Genomic DNA, 18,574 nt, shown 5'->3' on the forward strand with positions numbered 1-18,574 from the left:
CTTCAGGGACACGACGATGTTGCGAATCTCTCTTCTGCCCGGCCGCACCGGAACCTGCGCCGCGGCGCTGCTCATCACCACCACGCTGCTGCTGAGCGGCTGCGGCGCCGGCGGCGCTGCCGACGCCCAGGCGGCGGAGAAAGACGCCAAGGCCGAAAAGGCGCTGGAAGCGGTGCCGGTGGAGGCCGTGGCGGCCTCGCGCCGCGCCGTGGCGGCCAGCTACACCGGCACGGCGGCGCTGGAAGCGCGGGCCGAATCGCAGGTGGTGGCCAAGACCTCCGGCGTCGCGCTGGCGGTGCTGGTCGAGGAAGGCCAGCAGGTCCGCGCCGGGCAGCCGCTGGTGCGGCTGGATCCGGACCGTGCACGGCTGGCGGTGGCCCAGAGCGAAGCGGTGATGCGCAAGCTTGAGAACAACTACCAGCGGGCGCAGAAGCTGATCGGCCAGCAGATGGTCAGCGCCGCCGATGTCGACCAGATCAAGTACGACGTGGAAAACGCGCGCGCCCAGTACCGTCTGGCGACGCTGGAGCTCTCCTACACCACGGTGGTGGCGCCGATCTCCGGCGTGATCGCCTCGCGCTCGATCAAGACCGGCAACTTCGTCCAGATCAACACGCCGATCTTCCGGATCATCGACAACTCGCGCCTGGAAGCCACCCTCAACGTTCCCGAACGCGAGCTGGCCACGCTGCGCCCCGGCCAGCCGGTGACCTTGGTGGCCGACGCGCTGCCGGGCAAGTCGTTCCCCGGCACGGTGGACCGCATCGCCCCGGTGGTCGACGCCGGCAGCGGCACCTTCCGCGTGGTCAGCGGCTTCGGTGAGGACGCCGAGGGCCTGCAGCCGGGCATGTTCGGTCGCATCCGCATCGACTACGACCAGCGCGCCGACGCGCTCGTCGTGCCGCGCCTGGCGCTGCTGGACGATGGCGAGCCGGCGGTGTTCCGCGTGCGCGGCGGCAAGGTCGCCCGCGTACCGGTCAAGCTCGGCTATGCAGAGGGCCCGTGGGTGGAAATCCGTGACGGTCTGGCGGCCGGCGACCTGGTGGTGACGGCCGGCAAGGTCGCCCTGCGCGACGGTACCGCCGTGCAGGTGATCGGCGACAAGCCGGCCACTGCCGTCGCGGGCAAGGCGGCTCCGGTCAAGGCGGAGACCCGTCAATGAGTTCGGCCGGCAACGACCACGGCAACGAACCGCAGCGGGGCGGTGGGCTGGTGGAGTTCGCCACCCGCCGCCGCGTCACCATCTTCATGTGCATGATCACGCTGGTGCTGTTTGGTCTGATCGCACTGGGCAATCTCAAGGTCAACCTGCTGCCGGACCTGAGCTATCCCACACTCACCGTGCGCACCGAATACACCGGGGCGGCACCGACCGAGATCGAAACCCTCATCACCGAACCGGTCGAAGAGGCCGTCGGCGTGGTCAAGAACCTGCGCAAGCTGAAGTCGATCTCGCGTACCGGCCAGAGCGATGTGGTGCTGGAGTTCGCGTGGGGCACCAACATGGACCAGGCGAGCCTGGAGGTGCGCGACAAGATGGAAGCGCTGAACCTGCCGCTGGAAGCCAAGGCGCCGGTGCTGCTGCGCTTCAATCCGTCCACCGCGCCGATCATGCGCCTGGTGATCGCCGCCAAGGGCGATCCGTCCAGCGAGGCCGATGCGGTGCGCCAGCTCACCGCGCTGCGTCGCTATGCCGATGAAGACCTGAAGAAGAAGCTGGAGCCGGTGGTCGGCGTGGCTGCGGTGAAGGTCGGCGGTGGTCTCGAAGACGAAATCCAGGTGGACATCGACCAGCAGAAGCTGGCCCAGCTCAACCTGCCCATCGACAACGTCATCAAGCGTCTCAAGGAAGAGAACATCAATATTTCCGGCGGGCGGCTGGAGGAAGGCTCGCAGCGCTTCCTGGTCCGCACCGTCAACCAGTTCGCCGACCTGGAGGATATCCGCAACCTGCTGGTGACCACCCAGGGCAACAACGGCAACGCCGCCGACGCCGCCATGCAGCAGATGTTCGCCATCGCCGCCTCCACCGGTTCGGATGCCGCCGTGGCCGCCGCCTCGGCCGCGCAGAGTGCCTCCAGCAGCAGCTCGTCCACCATCGCCAATGGCGTGCCGGTGCGCCTGAAGGACGTGGCCACCGTGCGCCAGGGCTTCAAGGAGCGCGAGGCCATCATCCGCCTGGGTGGCCGCGAAGCGGTCGAGCTCGCGATCTACAAAGAAGGCGATGCCAATACCGTGGCCACCGCCGAAGCGCTGCGCGCCAAGCTGGAGCAGATCAAGGCACAGATTCCCGGCGATGCCGAACTGACCACCATCGAGGACCAGTCGCGCTTCATCGAACACGCCATCAGCGACGTCAAGAAGGACGCGGTGATCGGTGGCCTGCTGGCCATCCTGATCATCTTCCTGTTCCTGCGCGATGGCTGGAGCACGTTCGTGATCAGCCTCTCTCTGCCGGTCTCGATCATCACCACGTTCTTCTTCATGGGCCAGCTGGGCCTGAGCTTGAACGTGATGTCGCTGGGCGGCCTGGCGCTGGCCACCGGCCTGGTCGTGGACGATTCCATCGTGGTGCTGGAAAGCATCGCCAAGGCACGCGAACGTGGGCTGGGCATCCTGCAGGCGGCGATCGTCGGCACCCGCGAGGTGAGCATGGCGGTGGTCGCGTCCACGCTGACCACCATCGCGGTGTTCCTGCCGCTGGTGTTCGTCGACGGCATTGCCGGCCAGCTGTTCCGCGACCAGGCGCTGACCGTGGCCATCGCCATCGCGATCTCGCTGCTGGTGTCGATGACCCTCATCCCGATGCTGAGCTCGCTCAAGGGCAACCCGCCGCTGGCGTTCCCGGAAGAAGCGGAAGGCCAGGCCTGGCAGCCGCAGCACCGCTGGCTCAAGCCGGTGGCCGGTGGCCGCCGCGGCATCGGCGCCCTGGTGCGCTGGAGCTGCTTCGGCGTGGCCTGGGCGGTGGTGCGTGCATGGCGCCTGCTGACGGCCGTGATCGGGCCGGTCATGCGCAAGGCCAGCGACCTGGCGATGAAGCCCTACGCCGGTGCCGAACGCGGCTATCTGACACTGCTGCCCAACGCACTGGGTCATCCGGGCAAGGTGCTCGGCCTGGCCGGCCTGGCGTTCGTGGCCACCCTGGCGCTGGTGCCGATGCTGGGTGCGGACCTGATCCCGCAGCTGGCCCAGGACCGCTTCGAGATGACCGCCAAGCTGCCGGCAGGTACACCGCTGAAGCAGACCGATGCGCTGGTGCGCGAGCTGCAGCTGGCACACGCCAAGGACGACAGCATCACCTCGTTGTACGGCGTCAGCGGCAGCGGCACGCGGTTGGATGCCAGCCCGACCGAGAGCGGCGAGAACATCGGCAAGCTGACGGTCGTGATGGCCGATGGCGGCAGTGCCAGGGCGGAGGCGGAGATCACCGAGCGCCTGCGTGATTCGATGCGCGGCCATCCCGGCGTGCAGGTCGACTTCGCGCGGCCGGCACTGTTCAGTTTCTCCACGCCACTGGAAGTGGAGCTGCGTGGCCAGGACATGGCCACGCTGGAACGCGCCGGCCAGGCGCTCGCCGCGCGGCTGCGCAGCAACCCGCACTACGCCGATGTGAAGTCGACCGTGGAGGAGGGCTTCCCCGAGATCCAGATCCGCTTCGACCAGGAGCGTGCCGGTGCGCTGGGCCTGACCACGCGGCAGATCGCCGATGTGGTGGTCAAGAAGGTGCGCGGCGATGTTGCTACGCGCTACAGCTTCCGCGACCGCAAGATCGACGTGCTGGTGCGTGCCCAGGAAGGCGACCGCGCCAGCGTGGAAAGCATCCGCCGCCTGATCGTCAACCCGGGCAGCACGCGGCCGGTGACGCTGGACGCGGTGGCCGAGGTCGTGGCCACCAACGGCCCCAGCGAGATCCATCGCGCCGACCAGACCCGCGTGGCCGTGGTCTCGGCCAACCTGCGCGACATCGACCTGGGCGGCGCGGTGCGCGAAGTGCAGGACATGGTGGCCAAGGAGCCGCTGGGCGCCGGCGTGGGCATGCATATCGGCGGGCAGGGTGAGGAGCTGGCCGAATCGGCGCGCTCGCTGATCTTCGCCTTCGGCCTGGCCATCTTCCTGGTCTACCTGGTGATGGCCTCGCAGTTCGAATCGCTGCTGCATCCGTTCGTCATCCTGTTCACCATCCCGTTGGCGCTGGTGGGGGCGATCCTGGCCCTGATGCTCACCGGCAAGCCGATCTCGGTGGTGGTCTTCATCGGCCTGATCCTGCTGGTGGGCCTGGTGACCAAGAACGCCATCATCCTGATCGACAAGGTCAACCAGCTGCGGGAGGCCGGTGTGGCCAAGCACGACGCGCTGATCGAAGGGGCACGCTCGCGCCTGCGCCCGATCATCATGACCACCTTGTGCACGCTGTTCGGCTTCCTGCCGCTGGCGGTGGCGATGGGCGAGGGTGCCGAAGTGCGCGCGCCGATGGCGATCACCGTGATCGGCGGCCTGCTGGTCTCCACGCTGCTCACCCTGCTGGTGATCCCGGTGGTGTACGACCTGCTGGATCGTCGTGGCGATGCCTACTACCGCGAGCGCGGTCGCCAGCACCAGCGCGGCGCCGGCGCTGTGGATGCCGCCGGCGATGCGGCACGGGAGCCGGCATGAGCATTGCCGAGTTCTCCATCCGCCGTCCCATCACCACCATCATGTGCTTCGTGTCGCTGGTGGTGGTGGGCCTGATCGCGTCGTTCCGCCTGCCGCTGGAGGCGCTGCCCGACATCTCGGCGCCGTTCCTGTTCGTGCAGGTGCCTTACACCGGCTCGACCCCGGAGGAAGTGGAGCGCACCATCATCCGGCCGACCGAGGAAGCGTTGGCCACGATGACCGGAATCAAGCGCATGCGCTCCCAGGCCACCGCCGAAGGGGCCAGCATCTTCATCGAGTTCACCGACTGGGACCGCGACATCGCCATTGCTGCGTCGGACGCGCGCGAGCGGATCGACGCGATCCGCAGCGACCTGCCCGATGACCTGCAGCGCTACAACGTATTCAAGTGGTCCAGCAGCGACGAACCCGTGTTGAAGGTCCGCCTCGCCAGCAGTACCGACCTGACCGGCGCCTACGACATGCTCGACCGCGAGTTCAAGCGGCGCATCGAGCGCATTCCCGGTGTGGCGCGCGTGGAGATCTCCGGCGCGCCGCCGAACGAGGTCGAGATCGCGATCAGTCCGGATCGCCTGACCGCGCACAACCTCAGCATCAACGAACTGAGCGAGCGCCTGCGCACGCTCAACTTCTCCATCTCTGCCGGACAGATCGACGACAACGGCCAGCGCGTGCGGATCCAGCCGGTCGGCGAGATCACCGACCTGCAGGAACTTCGCGACCTGGTGATCGATACCAAGGGCCTGCGCCTGGGCGACATCGCGGAGATCCGGCTCAAGGCCACGCGCATGAGCTACGGGCGCCGGCTGGACGGCAACCCGGCGGTGGGCCTGGACATCTACAAGGAGCGCAGCGCCAACCTGGTGGAGGTCTCGCGCGGTGCCCTTGCCGAGGTGGAGGCGATCCGCAAGCAGCCCTCGATGCGCGACGTGAACATCCGGGTGATCGACAACCAGGGCAAGACAGTGACCTCGTCGCTGCTGGAACTGGCCGAGGCCGGCGCGGTGGGCCTGCTGCTGTCGGTGACGGTGCTGTTCTTCTTCCTGCGCCACTGGCCGTCGACGCTGATGGTCACCCTGGCCATCCCGATCTGTTTCGTGATCACCCTGGGTTTCATGTATTTCGCGGGTGTCACGCTCAACATCCTGAGCATGATGGGGCTGCTGCTCGCGGTGGGCATGCTGGTGGATAACGCGGTGGTGGTCGTCGAGAGCATCTACCAGGAACGCGAGCGCATGCCCGACCAGCCGGTGCAGGCGTCGATCATCGGCACCCGCAACGTGGCCATCGCGCTCAGCGCCGGTACGCTCTGCCATTGCATCGTATTCGTGCCGAACCTGTTCGGCGAGACCAACAACATCAGCATCTTCATGGCGCAGATCGCGATCACGATTTCGGTCTCGCTGCTGGCGTCGTGGCTGGTGGCGGTGAGCCTGATCCCGATGCTGTCGGCGCGCATGCAGACACCCAAGCTGGTGCATTCGCAGAGCGGCCTGATCGCACGCCTGCAACGCCGCTATGCCAGGGTGCTGCAGTGGACGCTGGAACATCGTGGCTGGAGCGTGTTCGGCATCATCATGGTGGTGCTGATCAGCCTGGTGCCGATGAAGCTGACCAAGATCGACATGTTCGGCGGTGAAGGCGGAACCGATGTCTTCATCGGCTACAACTGGAAGGGTGCCTATACGCGGGCGCAGATGTCCGACGAGGTCGCGCGGGTCGAGCAGTACCTGGACCAGAACCGCGAGAAGCTGCACATCACCCAGGTGTACTCGTGGTACAGCGAGCAGGAAGGCTCCAGCACCATCGTCACCCTGGACGCGGAACATGCCGGCAACATGGCCGCGGTGCAGGAATCACTGCGCAAGGGCCTGCCGCGCTCGGCGCGCGCGGACTACATCGTCGGCAACCAGGGCGGTGACGGCGGCGGCGGTGGGGGTGGCAACAAGGGCGTGGAGGTACAGCTGATCGGCGACTCCACCCAGATGCTGCAGGAGATTGGCGAGGACGTCGTGCCGCTGCTGGCCCAGCGCAAGGAGCTGCGTGACGTGCGCATCGACAACGGCGAGAAGGGCAGCGAGCTGTCCATCCACGTCGATCGCGAACGCGCCGCCGCGTTCGGCTTCAATGCCGAACAGGTCGCCAGCTTCGTGGGCCTGGCACTGCGTGGCGCACCGCTGCGCGAATTCCGCCGCGGCGACAGCGAAGTGCCGGTGTGGGTGCGCTTCGCCGGCGCCGAGCAGAGCAGTCCGGAAGACCTGGCCAGCTTCACCGTGCGGACCGGCGACGGCCGTTCGGTACCGCTGCTGAGCCTGGTCGATGTGAGCATCACGCCGTCGGCCACGCGCGTCGGCCGCACCAACCGCCAGACCACGCTGACCATCAAGGCCAACCTGGCCGAGAAGGTCACGGCGCCGGAGGGCCGCAAGGCGATGGAGGAAACGCTCAAGCCGATGAGCTTCCCGGCCGGCTACACCTTCACCTTCGACGGCGGCGATTACGGCGACGACAACGAAGCCATGCAGCAGATGATGTTCAACCTGATCATCGCCCTGGTGATGATCTACGTGGTGATGGCAGCGGTATTCGAGTCGCTGCTGTTCCCGGCGGCGATCATGAGCGGCGTGCTGTTCTCGATCTTCGGCGTGTTCTGGCTGTTCTGGCTCACCGGCACCTCGTTCGGCATCATGTCCTTCATCGGCATCCTGGTGCTGATGGGGGTGGTGGTGAACAACGGCATCGTGATGATCGAACACATCAACAACCTGCGCCGCCGCGGCATGGCCCGCACACAGGCGCTGGTGGAAGGCTCACGCGAGCGCCTGCGCCCGATCATGATGACCATGGGCACGGCGATCCTGGCGATGGTGCCGATCTCGCTGACCGACACCCAGTTGCTGGGCGATGGCCCGCCGTACTACCCGATGGCACGGGCCATTGCCGGCGGTCTGGCCTTCTCCACCGTGGTCAGCCTGCTGTTCCTGCCGACCATCTACGCGATGCTGGATGACATGAGCATCAATGTGTCCCGCATCGTGCGGCGGGCGAGGGGCCTGCCGCCGAAGGGCAGCGACGCGGTGATCGAGCCGGCGTAACAAGGACTGCATCTGGGGGAGAGCCCCCTGAGTCAGGGGGCGGCCGCGCAGATGCGCTGCCGCGTAACCCGGCACAAAGGCGGCGCTACGCGCCGACTTTGTGCCAGACCTGGAAGCCCGTCAGCCACAGCCCCAGCATGCTGCCCAGATTGGTCAGCATGAAGGTCAGCACCACCCGGGTGACGCGGTTGCGGTACCAGCCGCGCAGGCTCTGCGCATCATCGCGCAGCTTCAGGAAATCCTCGTAGGCCGGCTTGCGCAGGCGCGTTTCGACCAATGCGGCAAACGCGCCGGTCGGAATGCTCAGGCGGAACGGCTTGAACGGCGCGACCACGATCGCGGTCAGGATGCTCAACGGATGGCTGCCGGCCAGCAGGCACCCCAGTCCAGCCAGCCCACCGGTATACATCGCCCAGGTCAGCAGCAGCTCGCCACCGACGCCGAGGCCGCCACGGTAGAAACCCACCGCAATACCGGCCAGCACCACCGCCAGGATGATGAGCGTGATCCACGGAATGTTGCGCTTCTTCGGCACCGCTTCCAGCGATTCGCGCAGCGGGCCCGGTGCATCGGTGTCGGTTTCGAGGTACCTGGCCAGCCCGGCCAGATGGCCGGCGCCGACCACGGCCAGCACCTCACGTTGCGCCGGATCGTGCACTTCGCGCAGGCGCGTGGCCATGTAGCGGTCGCGCTCGCCGATGATGGTCTCGTACAGCGCCGGGCTTTCGCTGGCGAATTCGCCGAAGCTGGCTTCGAGCATGTCGCCCTGCTTGAGCTTCTCGATCTCGTCCTCGCCCACGTCCTCGGACGCGAACAGGCCTGCACCCAGGCCCATGACCAGCTTGATCTTGCCGAAGAAACCCAGCCGCTGCGAGGCACGCCTGAAGGTCAGGCCCACTTCGCGGTCGATCAGGTGCACCGGCAGGTTGCGTTCGTTGGCCAGGCCGACGGCGCGCTTGAGTTCGGCGCCGGGCTCGATGCCGAGCTGCTCGGCCAGGCGCCGCTGGTAGGCCGCCAACGCGAGGTTGGCGGCGAACAGCGCAACGCGGCCCTTGCGGATCACTTCGACCAGATCGAGCTTGGCCAGCGCGTCGGGATTGGTCAGCGCCTGCAGGCGCTGCGGGTCGAGCTCCACCGCCACCGCGTCGAAGCGGCCGCTGTTGATGGCGCGTTCCACCACCTCCACGCTGGCCTGCGAGACATGCGCGGTACCCAGCAGGGTGTAGCGCACGCCGTCGCGCTCGACCACGCGCACGGGTTGGCCGGCGAACAGGGTGTCGCCGCTATCGTCCATCGGGATATCAGTCATTTCATCATTCATTCGAGGGGGCGCCGTCGGCACCATCGCCAAGCGCGCGCTGCATCTGCACCGTATCCAGCCAGCGCCCATGCTTGCGGCCCAGGCCACGGAAGATGCCAACCAGGTGGAAGCCAAAACGTTCGTGCAGCTTGATCGAGGCGGTGTTGGAGGGTTCGCCGATCACCGCCACCATCTGCCGGTAGCCACGGGCGACGCAGGCATCGATCAGGCCCTGCATCAGCGCGGTGCCGACGCCGCGACCTTGGAAGGCCGCGTCTACGTACACGGAATTCTCAACCGTCCACTGGTAGGCGATGCGGCCGCGGTAGGTATTGGCGTAGGCGTAGCCGGCGACCTGGCCGTCGACCTCGGCCACGATGTAGGGAAAGCCGCGCGCGACAATGTCATGCATGCGTCGCTGCATTTCCGTTGCATCGGGAACATCGTATTCGTAGGTGTTGACGAAGTCGGTCACTTCCACCGCATAGATGGCGGTGATGGCCGATATGTCGGCATCGGTGGCGTCGCGCAGCAGCACGGTCACGGGGCAGGGTTCCTGTGGAGTCAGTCGATGTAGCGTTTGAGCAGGTCGCCATAGGCGTCGATGCGGCGGTCGCGCAGGAACGGCCAGATGCGGCGGACGTGCTCGCTGCGCTGCAGGTCGACCTCGCAGAGCAGTACGGTCGGCTCGCCACCGGCCTCGGCAATGAATTCGCCCTGCGGGCCCAGCACGTGGCTGTTGCCCCAGAACTGGATGCCGGAGGCGCCCAGCGGCGAGGGTTCGTGGCCCACGCGGTTGCAGCTCAGCACCGGCACGCCATTGGCCACGGCATGGCCACGGTGGCTCAGCACCCATGCATCGCGCTGGCGGCCCTGTTCGTCTTTCTGGTCCTCCGGGTCCCAGCCGATCGCGGTGGGGTAGAGCAGCAGTTCGGCACCGGCCAGCGCCATCAGGCGCGCCGCTTCCGGATACCACTGGTCCCAGCACACGAGCACGCCGAGGCGACCCACGGAGGTATCGATCGGTTTGAAGCCGATGTCGCCCGGGGTGAAGTAGAACTTTTCGTAGAAGCCGGGGTCGTCCGGAATATGCATCTTGCGATACTTGCCGAGCAGGGTGCCGTCCTTCTCGAACACGACGGCGGTGTTGTGGTACAGGCCGGCCGCACGGCGCTCGAACAGCGAACCGACGATCACCACGCCATGCTTCTTCGCAAGCGCGCCAAGGCGCTCGGTGCTCGGCCCGGGAATCGGTTCTGCCAGGTCGAACTCATCCACCGATTCGTGCTGGCAGAAGTACGCGCCGTTATGCAGTTCCTGCAGCAGGACCAGCTTGGCACCCTGGGCAGCCGCTTCAGCCACGCGCGTTTCGATCACGGCCAGGTTGGCGGCCGCGTCACCGTGGTTGCGCTCCTGGATCAGGGCGACGGAAAGGGTGTGGCGTGAGCTCATCCGGGGCGGGTCCTGCAGGGGGAAAAACGCAGTTTATCGCGGATGGGTGTGTACGGCGTGCTGGCGGTTAAACCGGGGCTCCAGCAGCCGGGTTGGCGGGGCGCCGGGCGTTGCCCGGCTTCTGATGGTCTTGGGCGAACAGCCGGTGGGCCGCGCACGGTCTGAGCTGGGCCGGCGGGTGCGGGTTTGCGGGACACGCCGTAAACCCATCCATGGGGGCTCGTAGAAAACATCCATGTTTTCTACGGTCCCGCAAACCCGCCCCCGCCGACCCTCGACGGTGTGTTGGCGGCCATGGAAGATCAGATGCCGGATTCCAGAACGAAGGCGCAGCTGACGTTGGCTGTCGCGGTTGCTTGCCTCTGGCCGCCGACCAACCGTCAAAGGCGGGTCGGGGCGGGTTTGCGGGACTGTAGAAAACATGGATGTTTTCTACAAGCCTCCAAGGACGGATTCACGGCGTGTCCCGCAAACCCGCACCGTCCCGCCAAACCAGGGAAACAGGGGGCCCACCGGCTGTTCGCCCAAAACCAAAAGCGCCGGGCAAAGCCCGGCGCCTGGGAAACTCTCGATTGCCGACGAGCTCTACGAAGCCAGCAACCCAGCCGGCAACTGCATCGTGATGCAATGCAGGCTGCCGTTCTGCCAGATCAGCGAGCGGCAGGGGACCTGCACGATTTCGTGGTCCGGGTAGGCTAGGGCCAGCACGTCGCGCGCAGCGTTGTCGGCTTCGTCGCCGTATGCCGGCATCAGCACCGCGCCGTTGAGGATCAGGTAATTGGCGTAGGACGCGGCCAGGCGGCGGCCTTCGTCCATCACCGGCCGCGCCCACGGCAGCGGGAACAGCCGGTACGGCTGGCCGTCGGCCGTGCGCAGTGCGGCCAGCTCGTTGCCCATCGCCTGCAGTTCGGCAAAGTGCGAGTCGCTGCTGTCATCGCAGGCCTGGTAGACGATGCTGTCCACCGAGGCGAAGCGCGCCAGTGTGTCGATGTGCGCGTCCGTGTCGTCGCCTTCCAGGTAACCGTGGTCCAGCCACAGCACACGGTCCTGGGCCAGCCAGGTGGCCATGTCGGTGCTGAGCGAGGCGCGGTCGCGGTCCGGGTGGCGCTCGTGCAGGCACTGCCAGGTGGTCAGCAGCGTGCCCGCACCGTCGGTTTCGATGGCCCCGCCTTCCAGTGCGAACGGAATGCTCTGCAGCTCGGCGTTGGCGAACAGGTTGGCGGCGTGCAGCACGCCCACCAGCTGGTCGTCCAGGCTCGCCTCGAACTTGCCGCCCCAGCCGGTGAAGCGGAAGTCGAGCAGGCGGAAACCGCCGTCGGCGCGGCGCAGCGAAATCGGGCCCGAATCGCGCAGCCAGGTGTCGTCGTACGGCGCGGTGACGAAACGCACGCGGTCCGTGTCGATCCGGTTGGAGCGCAGGCGCGCGTCGGCGTAGGCCTCCAGGTCGTCGTCGGCCACGATGATCACCACCGGCTGGAAGCGGGTGATGGCCGCGACCAGCGCGATGTAGGTGTCCTCGACGTCACCCAGGCGGTCGGCCCAGTCGGTGTCGGCGTGGGGCCAGGCGATCAGGATGGCGGACTGGGTTTCCCATTCGGCCGGAAAGCGGAGCGTGTCGTTCATGGTCTCGGTGCGATGGCCCACCGTGCGGTGGGCGTAGGAGGGGTCAGCGGATCGGCGGGCGCGGGCCGACTTCGTTGGCATCGGCCTTGTTGGCCACCACGTCGATCACCTTCTGCTTCTCGAAGTAGACGGTGAACATCGGGTAGACCCAGCGGTTGATGGTCGGCCACTGGCGCTTCTGGCCGCCGCGCGGCTCCAGCTTCTCGCTGGGTTCGCCGAAGGTGGACAACACCTGGCTCGCGCTCTGGCCGCGGACCGGCACGACGGGCGCGGGCTGCTCCTTGGTCCGGTCGATCAGCAGGGTATCGGCATGGGCGCCGGAGCAGGCCAGCAGGGCAAGCAACGGCAGGGTGGTCAGGTAACGCTTCATCTCGATCTACTCCCCAGTTATCAAGAATGGAGTCACGACCAACGGTCGTGACCTACCGGCGATTACAGCGAAGGCGTCGTGACCGACGGCCGCGACGTACCCCGCGATTACAACAAAAACGGCAATAAAAAACCGCCCGGAGGCGGCTTTTTATTCAGGCAGTCGCGACCATCGGTCGAGACTCCTTCCGGCTCAGCGCTGGCGAGCCTTGAAACGCGGGTTCGACTTGCAGATCACGAAGATCTTGCCGCGACGACGAACGACCTTGCAGTCGCGGTGACGGGACTTGGCCGACTTCAGGGAAGACAGGACTTTCATTGCATACCTCGGCAGAAACGTGGATACGGTTGGAGCGCGGCCGCGATATGCAGACGACAATCGGCAGGTGACGCTCGTTCAAGCCCGCCATTCTACCGGTCTTTTTTCCATCCTTTCAAGTGGTTGCACCAAAAAGGTCTCGGGAGCGGTCAGCCAGGGGCTAGAATGGGCGGTCAAATCCACAGGGAAACCCATGAACCAGCTACCTCCCGTGCTCACCATCGACGGCCCGTCCGGGGCTGGAAAGGGGACCGTCAGCCGCATTGTCGCACGCCGGCTGGGCTGGCATTACCTGGATTCAGGCGCCCTGTACCGTGCCGTGGGCGTGGCCGCCAGCTGGGCCGATATCGACACTTCGGACGCCTCCGCGCTGGTCCGCTGCACCTTCGATACCCATGTGCGCTTCGTCGAGTCCGCCGACGGTGGCCTGCGTGTCATCGTCAATGAGACGGATGCCACCGACGAGCTGCGGCTGGAGACCACGGGCGCCCTGGCGTCGGCCATCGCCGCCATTCCCGAGGTGCGCGCCGCCCTGAAGGAGCGCCAGCGCGCATTCAGGGTCGAGCCGGGCCTGGTGGCCGACGGGCGCGACATGGGGACGGTCATCTTCCCGGATGCCCCATTCAAGGTCTTCCTGACGGCCAGTGCCGAGGAGCGCGCCGAGCGCCGGCATAACCAGTTGAAAGACAAGGGGGTTTCTGTTAACTTTGATGACCTCCTGCGCGAGATCATGGCCCGCGACGCCCGTGATGCACAGCGCACAGTGGCGCCCCTGAAGCCGGCAGACGATGCCGTCGTCATCGACACCAGTGGTATCGGCATCGACGCCGTCGTTGCCAAGGTACTGGATCTGCTTCCGGTTTCGGGTGCCTGATCCGTTGTAAGGAGGGTCGTCAGTCCATCGACGGCAGTCGCACCAATGCAAGGCAACAACAGCTCCGTCCCGCAATGATGCGTGGCGGTTTTCCTACTTAACACACGACCTGCGTTTCCGGGGTCGACCAACAGGCGGGCAGTAAACGGACCCTTTGCGGGGGCCAATGCCCATGTGTCCAACAGAGTAAATCTAATGACCGAATCATTTGCCGAACTGTTCGAAGCCAGCCAGGCCAATCTGGCCAAGCTGAAGCCGGGCTCCATCGTCAGCGGTGTTGTCGTGGAAGTCCGCGGCGACGTCGTGGTGATCAACGCCGGCCTGAAGTCCGAAGGCATCGTCCCGATCGAACAGTTCCGTAACGACGCAGGCGAGATCGACGTCGCCGAAGGCGATGTCGTCAAGGTCGCCCTCGATTCCATCGAGAACGGCTTCGGTGAAACCGTCCTGTCGCGCGAGAAGGCCAAGCGCGCGATGGTGTGGGACGAGCTGGAAGAAGCGTTGGAGAAGAACGAAACCATCACCGGCCGCATCAGCGGCAAGGTCAAGGGTGGTTTCACCGTGGACATCAAGGATGTCCGCGCGTTCCTGCCCGGTTCGCTGGTGGATGTGCGCCCCGTGCGCGACCCGGCCTACCTGGAAGGCAAGGAGCTGGAATTCAAGCTCATCAAGCTGGACCGCAAGCGTAACAACGTCGTGGTCTCGCGCCGCGCTGTCGTCGAGAGCGAGCACTCGGAAGAGCGCGAGCAGCTGATGGACAAGCTGCAGGAAGGCGCGATCCTGAAGGGTGTCGTCAAGAACCTGACCGATTACGGCGCGTTCGTGGACCTGGGCGGTATCGACGGCCTGCTGCACATCACCGACATGGCCTGGAAGCGCGTGCGCCATCCGTCCGAAGTCGTGAACGTCGGCGACGAGCTGGACGTCCGCGTGCTGAAGTTCGACCGCGAGCGCAACCGCGTTTCGCTCGGCCTGAAGCAGCTGGGTGAGGATCCGTGGGACAACATCGCCCGTCGTTACCCGGCCAACAGCCGCGTGTTCGGCAAGGTCTCCAACGTCACCGATTACGGCGCGTTCGTCGAGATCGAGCCGGGCGTCGAAGGCCTGGTGCACGTGTCCGAGATGGATTGGACCAACAAGAACGTCAACCCGTCCAAGGTTGTGCAGGTCGGTGACGAAGTTGAAGTCATGGTCCTGGACGTCGACGAGGAGCGTCGCCGCATCTCGCTGGGCATGAAGCAGGTTGCCGCCAATCCGTGGGAAACCTTCGCTGCCATCCACAAGAAGGGCGACAAGGTGTCGGGCCAGATCAAGTCGATCACCGACTTCGGCATCTTCATCGGCCTGGACGGCGGTATCGATGGCCTGGTGCACCTGTCGGACATCAGCTGGAACACCACCGGCGAAGACGTGGTCCGCAACTACAAGAAGGGCGACAACCTGGACGCCGTCGTCCTGGCCGTCGATCCGGAGCGCGAGCGCATCAGCCTGGGCGTCAAGCAGCTGGAGCAGGATCCGTTCGGTCAGTACATGGCTGCCAACCCGAAGGGTTCGAAGGTCGAAGGCGTGGTCAAGGAAGTGGACGCCAAGGGCGCTACCATCGAACTGGCTGACGGCATCGAAGGCTACGTGTCCGCTCGCGATGTTGCGAACGAGCGCGTGGACGACGCGACCCAGTTCCTGAAGGTCGGCGACAAGGTTGAAGCCAAGTTCGTGGGCATGGATCGCAAGGGTCGTACCCTGCAGCTGTCGATCAAGGCCAAGGACGATGCGGAAATGCGCGAAGTGCTGGAGGAATACCAGTCCTCGTCGGCGTCGAGCGGCACCACCCAGCTCGGTGCGCTGCTGCGCGCCCAGCTGAACGGCAACAAGTCCGAGTAATCGGCCTTACCCGTAGCAAGCAGTTTCCTGGACGGCCCGGACACTTGTCCGGGCCGTTTCAGGGTCAGAGACCCTCGACACGAGTCCGCAATGACCAAATCCGAGTTGATCGAAATCCTGGCGCGCCGACAGGCGCATCTGAAGTCGGACGATGTCGATCTGGCGGTGAAGTCGTTGCTGGAAATGATGGGCGGGGCGCTGGCCGGCGGGGATCGCATCGAGATCCGCGGGTTCGGCAGTTTTTCGTTGCACTACCGGCCGCCCAGGCTGGGGCGCAACCCCAAGACCGGGGAATCGGTCGCGTTGCCGGGCAAGCATGTCCCGCACTTCAAGCCGGGCAAGGAACTGCGTGAGCGCGTGAGCGCCGTGGTGCCGCTGGAAAGCGATCCGGCCTGAGCGTTGGCGTCCGCACTGGCGGATGCGTCTCTTTACAGCCATCCGGCGGGTAGAACGGACCCGGCTGATAGAGCGGACCCGGCTGGTAGAGCGGTCCCGGCTGGTAGAGCGGACTGTTAGTCCGCTACTCTCTACCCCTAAAGGAACGGGAGCTGCCAAATGAAAGTCGTACGCCTGCTCATTCTGCTCGCGGTTCTGGTGGCCGGACTCATCGTCGGCGCCCTCAATTCGCAGGACATGACCCTCAATCTTGGGTTCACTGCCATCCATTCCAGTACCGGTCTGGCGATCACCGTCGCCCTGTTGACCGGTGCGTTCATCGGCGGCGGCCTGGTGCTCGTCGGCCTGGTGATTCCGCTGTATTCCCGACTGCGCAAGGCGCAGAAGACGGCCCCGGCCGTCGCCCCCGTGGTACCTCCTTCTTCTACTTTCGACGGACGCTGAGCGCCGATGGAATTCGTCTCTGAATGGTTCTGGTTCTTCCTGTTTCTGCCGTTGGCAGCGGTGTCCGGCTGGGTGATCGGCCGGCGCGGTGGTCAGCGCCATGGTGACAACCAGGTCAGCCGCCTCTCCAGCACCTACTTCCGTGGCCTGAACTACCTGCTCAATGAGCAGCCGGACAAAGCCATCGAACTGTTCCTGCACATCGCCGAGCTGGACAAGGAGACCTTCGAGACCCAGGTCGCCTTGGGTCACCTGTTCCGCCGCCGTGGCGAGGTCGACCGCGCCATCCGCCTGCACCAGGGGCTGGTCAACCGCGCGGACCTGAGCGATGCGCAGCGCGTACAGGCACTGCTGGCGCTGGGCGAGGACTACATGAAGTCCGGCCTGCTCGACCGTGCCGAAACCGTGTTCACCGAGCTGGCCCAGATCGACCAGCGCGCACCGCAGGCGCTCAAGCACCTGATCGGCATCTACCAGGCCGAGCGTGACTGGGAAAAGGCGATCGACAACGCCACCCGCTATGAAGAAGTCACCGGCGAGCCGATGGGCAAACTGGTCGGCCAGTTCGAATGCGAGCTCGCCGAACGCTTCCGCGGGGCCGGCAAGCTCGACGAGGCACGCGCGGCCATCGCCCGTGCCTACCAGGCCGATGCCATGTCGGTGCGTGCCGGCATCATCGAAGGCCGCCTGGAAACCGACGCCGGCAACGCCGAGGCGGCAGTGCGCGCGTTCGAGCGTGCGGCCCGCAATGATCCCGAGTACCTGCCGGAAGTGTTGCAGCCGTTGATGCAGAACTACCGCAAGGTCGGCGATATGGGGGGCGCGCGCGCCTTCCTTTCGGAAATGACCGAGCACTACCGCGGCATCGCCCCGGTGCTGGCCCTCACCCAGCTGATGGAGGAGCAGGAGGGCGTTGCCCCCGCACGCGCCTATCTGGGGCGCCAGCTCAAGGATCGGCCGTCGGTACGCGGCGAATCGGCCCTGATCGACCTGACCCTGGCCGAAGGCGCCGACTCCACCGCAACCCTGCACGACCTCAAGCACATCACCGACCAGCTGCTGGTGCGCAACCCGGCCTACCGCTGCACGCGGTGTGGCTTCGGCGCGCGTACCCACCACTGGCAGTGCCCGAGCTGCAAGGAGTGGGGCACGGTCAAGCCGCTGCTGAACTACGCGGTGCTCTGAGCCATGCCGTCTGCCTGGATGATCGGACTGCCGGCGGTGCTGGCAGTCTCGGCGACGCTTACCTGGGCCGCGCGCCACTATGCGCTGCGGCGCAACCTGCTTGATCAGCCCGGTGAGCGCCGCAGTCACGGCGTCGCCACGCCGCGCGGCGGCGGCATCGCGATCGTCCTGACCCTGCTGTTGGCCATGGCGGTGGCAGCCGTCTTCCTGGCCGCCGCGCGGGTACCGCTGCTGGTATTCGGGCTGGGTCTGGTGATGGTCGCCGGAATCGGCTGGTGGGACGACCACCGGCCGCTGCCTGCGGTGCGCCGGTTGCTGGTCCATCTGGCGGCAGCGGGCTTGCTGGCCGGTCTGGTCTGGCAGGCCACCGGAAATCCGTGGCAGGCCCTTCTGGCGCTGTTGTTCACCACCTCGCTGATCAACATCTGGAACTTCATGGATGGCATCAACGGGATTGCCACCAGCCAAGCCATCCTGGCTGGTGTCGCGTTCGCCCTGGTGCTGCCCGGCCCGCTGGCACTCGCCGGCATTGTCCTTGCGCTGGCCTGCCTTGGCTTCCTCCCGTTCAATTTCCCGCGCGCGCGGATCTTCATGGGGGACGTGGGCAGTGGGGCGCTGGGCTACGCCATAGCCGGGTTGGTCTGTCTGGCCAGTGTTGCCACGACCCTGTCCTGGCTGCTGTTGCTGGTGCCGTTGACCGCCTTCCTCGTGGACGCGGGCTTCACACTGCTTTCGCGCATGCTCTCCGGACAACGATGGATGGAGGCCCACACCCAACATCTGTATCAGCGTGCCGTCAAAGGTGGTGCAGGGCACACTTCGATTACAGGGATGTACTTTGTTTTTGGTTTGTTCAGTATTACAGTGTTTAATGCTTGCAAGAATTTGCAGCCGAGGTGGGAGGCTGCCGTGGCCGTAGCGTGGATACTGTTCGCGACCGGCCTTTGGCTACTCCTGCGCAAAGGAATGCGCAACTAAAAGGA

Annotated in this window: 15 protein-coding genes; 9 read left to right on the forward strand and 6 right to left on the reverse strand. The window is 65.9% G+C overall.

Features of this window, described 5'->3' with window-relative positions; all coding sequences use genetic code 11:
* Window positions 1-16 precede the first annotated feature (16 nt).
* The 3 genes from AC3ITN_RS08470 to AC3ITN_RS08480 are packed head-to-tail and all read left to right on the forward strand — an operon-like array spanning window position 17 to window position 7,748.
* Window positions 17-1,162 (forward strand): efflux RND transporter periplasmic adaptor subunit, encoded by a 1,146-nt coding sequence (locus AC3ITN_RS08470; protein WP_489392651.1) that lies wholly within the window; start codon window positions 17-19, stop codon window positions 1,160-1,162.
* Window positions 1,159-4,653 (forward strand): efflux RND transporter permease subunit, encoded by a 3,495-nt coding sequence (locus AC3ITN_RS08475; protein WP_489392652.1) that lies wholly within the window; start codon window positions 1,159-1,161, stop codon window positions 4,651-4,653. The genes AC3ITN_RS08470 and AC3ITN_RS08475 overlap by 4 nt, the downstream gene beginning before the upstream one ends.
* Window positions 4,650-7,748 (forward strand): efflux RND transporter permease subunit, encoded by a 3,099-nt coding sequence (locus AC3ITN_RS08480; protein WP_489392653.1) that lies wholly within the window; start codon window positions 4,650-4,652, stop codon window positions 7,746-7,748. Before AC3ITN_RS08475 ends, AC3ITN_RS08480 begins: the two co-directional genes overlap by 4 nt.
* 85 nt (window positions 7,749-7,833) lie before the next feature.
* On the opposite strand, the gene AC3ITN_RS08485 is transcribed toward AC3ITN_RS08480, so the two are convergent.
* From AC3ITN_RS08485 to ykgO, 6 genes are all read right to left on the reverse strand, one after another.
* Window positions 7,834-9,069: a TraB/GumN family protein gene (locus AC3ITN_RS08485; RefSeq protein WP_313342558.1), complete on the reverse strand. Its 1,236-nt coding sequence runs from the start codon at window positions 9,067-9,069 to the stop codon at window positions 7,834-7,836.
* Complete coding sequence (locus AC3ITN_RS08490) at window positions 9,062-9,592, reverse strand: GNAT family N-acetyltransferase (protein ID WP_489392654.1); 531 nt, start codon at window positions 9,590-9,592, stop codon at window positions 9,062-9,064. The genes AC3ITN_RS08485 and AC3ITN_RS08490 overlap by 8 nt, the downstream gene beginning before the upstream one ends.
* 20 nt (window positions 9,593-9,612) lie before the next feature.
* A complete protein-coding gene (locus AC3ITN_RS08495; protein WP_489392655.1) occupies window positions 9,613-10,500 on the reverse strand; it encodes a carbon-nitrogen hydrolase in 888 nt (295 codons plus the stop codon).
* Window positions 10,501-11,085: 585 nt separating this feature from the next.
* Window positions 11,086-12,123 carry an agmatine deiminase family protein gene (locus tag AC3ITN_RS08500; protein ID WP_313342566.1) on the reverse strand — a complete coding sequence of 346 codons (1,038 nt, stop codon included), beginning with the start codon at window positions 12,121-12,123 and terminating at the stop codon, window positions 11,086-11,088.
* Window positions 12,124-12,166: 43 nt separating this feature from the next.
* Complete coding sequence (locus AC3ITN_RS08505; protein WP_313342568.1) at window positions 12,167-12,493, reverse strand: hypothetical protein; 327 nt, start codon at window positions 12,491-12,493, stop codon at window positions 12,167-12,169.
* A 192-nt stretch (window positions 12,494-12,685) separates the two neighbouring features.
* Window positions 12,686-12,811, reverse strand: coding sequence for a type B 50S ribosomal protein L36 (gene ykgO / locus AC3ITN_RS08510; RefSeq protein ID WP_017355593.1), 126 nt, complete (start codon window positions 12,809-12,811; stop codon window positions 12,686-12,688).
* A 193-nt stretch (window positions 12,812-13,004) separates the two neighbouring features.
* Here ykgO and cmk point away from each other — a divergent pair, with 193 nt between their 5' ends.
* From cmk to AC3ITN_RS08540, 6 genes are all read left to right on the forward strand, one after another.
* On the forward strand, window positions 13,005-13,685 hold the full coding sequence (cmk, locus tag AC3ITN_RS08515; protein ID WP_313342570.1) for a (d)CMP kinase: 681 nt from the start codon (window positions 13,005-13,007) through the stop codon (window positions 13,683-13,685).
* 195 nt (window positions 13,686-13,880) lie between these two features.
* Window positions 13,881-15,566: a 30S ribosomal protein S1 gene (rpsA, locus tag AC3ITN_RS08520; RefSeq protein WP_313342572.1), complete on the forward strand. Its 1,686-nt coding sequence runs from the start codon at window positions 13,881-13,883 to the stop codon at window positions 15,564-15,566.
* Between the two features lie 90 nt (window positions 15,567-15,656).
* Window positions 15,657-15,962 carry an integration host factor subunit beta gene (locus AC3ITN_RS08525; protein ID WP_017355596.1) on the forward strand — a complete coding sequence of 102 codons (306 nt, stop codon included), beginning with the start codon at window positions 15,657-15,659 and terminating at the stop codon, window positions 15,960-15,962.
* A gap of 159 nt (window positions 15,963-16,121) precedes the next feature.
* Window positions 16,122-16,406, forward strand: a complete 285-nt coding sequence (locus tag AC3ITN_RS08530; protein ID WP_313342575.1) for a hypothetical protein — start codon at window positions 16,122-16,124, stop codon at window positions 16,404-16,406.
* Window positions 16,407-16,412: 6 nt separating this feature from the next.
* On the forward strand, window positions 16,413-17,591 hold the full coding sequence (lapB, locus tag AC3ITN_RS08535; RefSeq protein ID WP_313342578.1) for a lipopolysaccharide assembly protein LapB: 1,179 nt from the start codon (window positions 16,413-16,415) through the stop codon (window positions 17,589-17,591).
* A 3-nt stretch (window positions 17,592-17,594) separates the two neighbouring features.
* On the forward strand, window positions 17,595-18,569 hold the full coding sequence (locus AC3ITN_RS08540; protein WP_489392656.1) for an MraY family glycosyltransferase: 975 nt from the start codon (window positions 17,595-17,597) through the stop codon (window positions 18,567-18,569).
* The last annotated feature ends 5 nt before the right edge of the window (window positions 18,570-18,574 follow it).

The organism is Stenotrophomonas sp. KH_036_B (assembly GCF_057839485.1).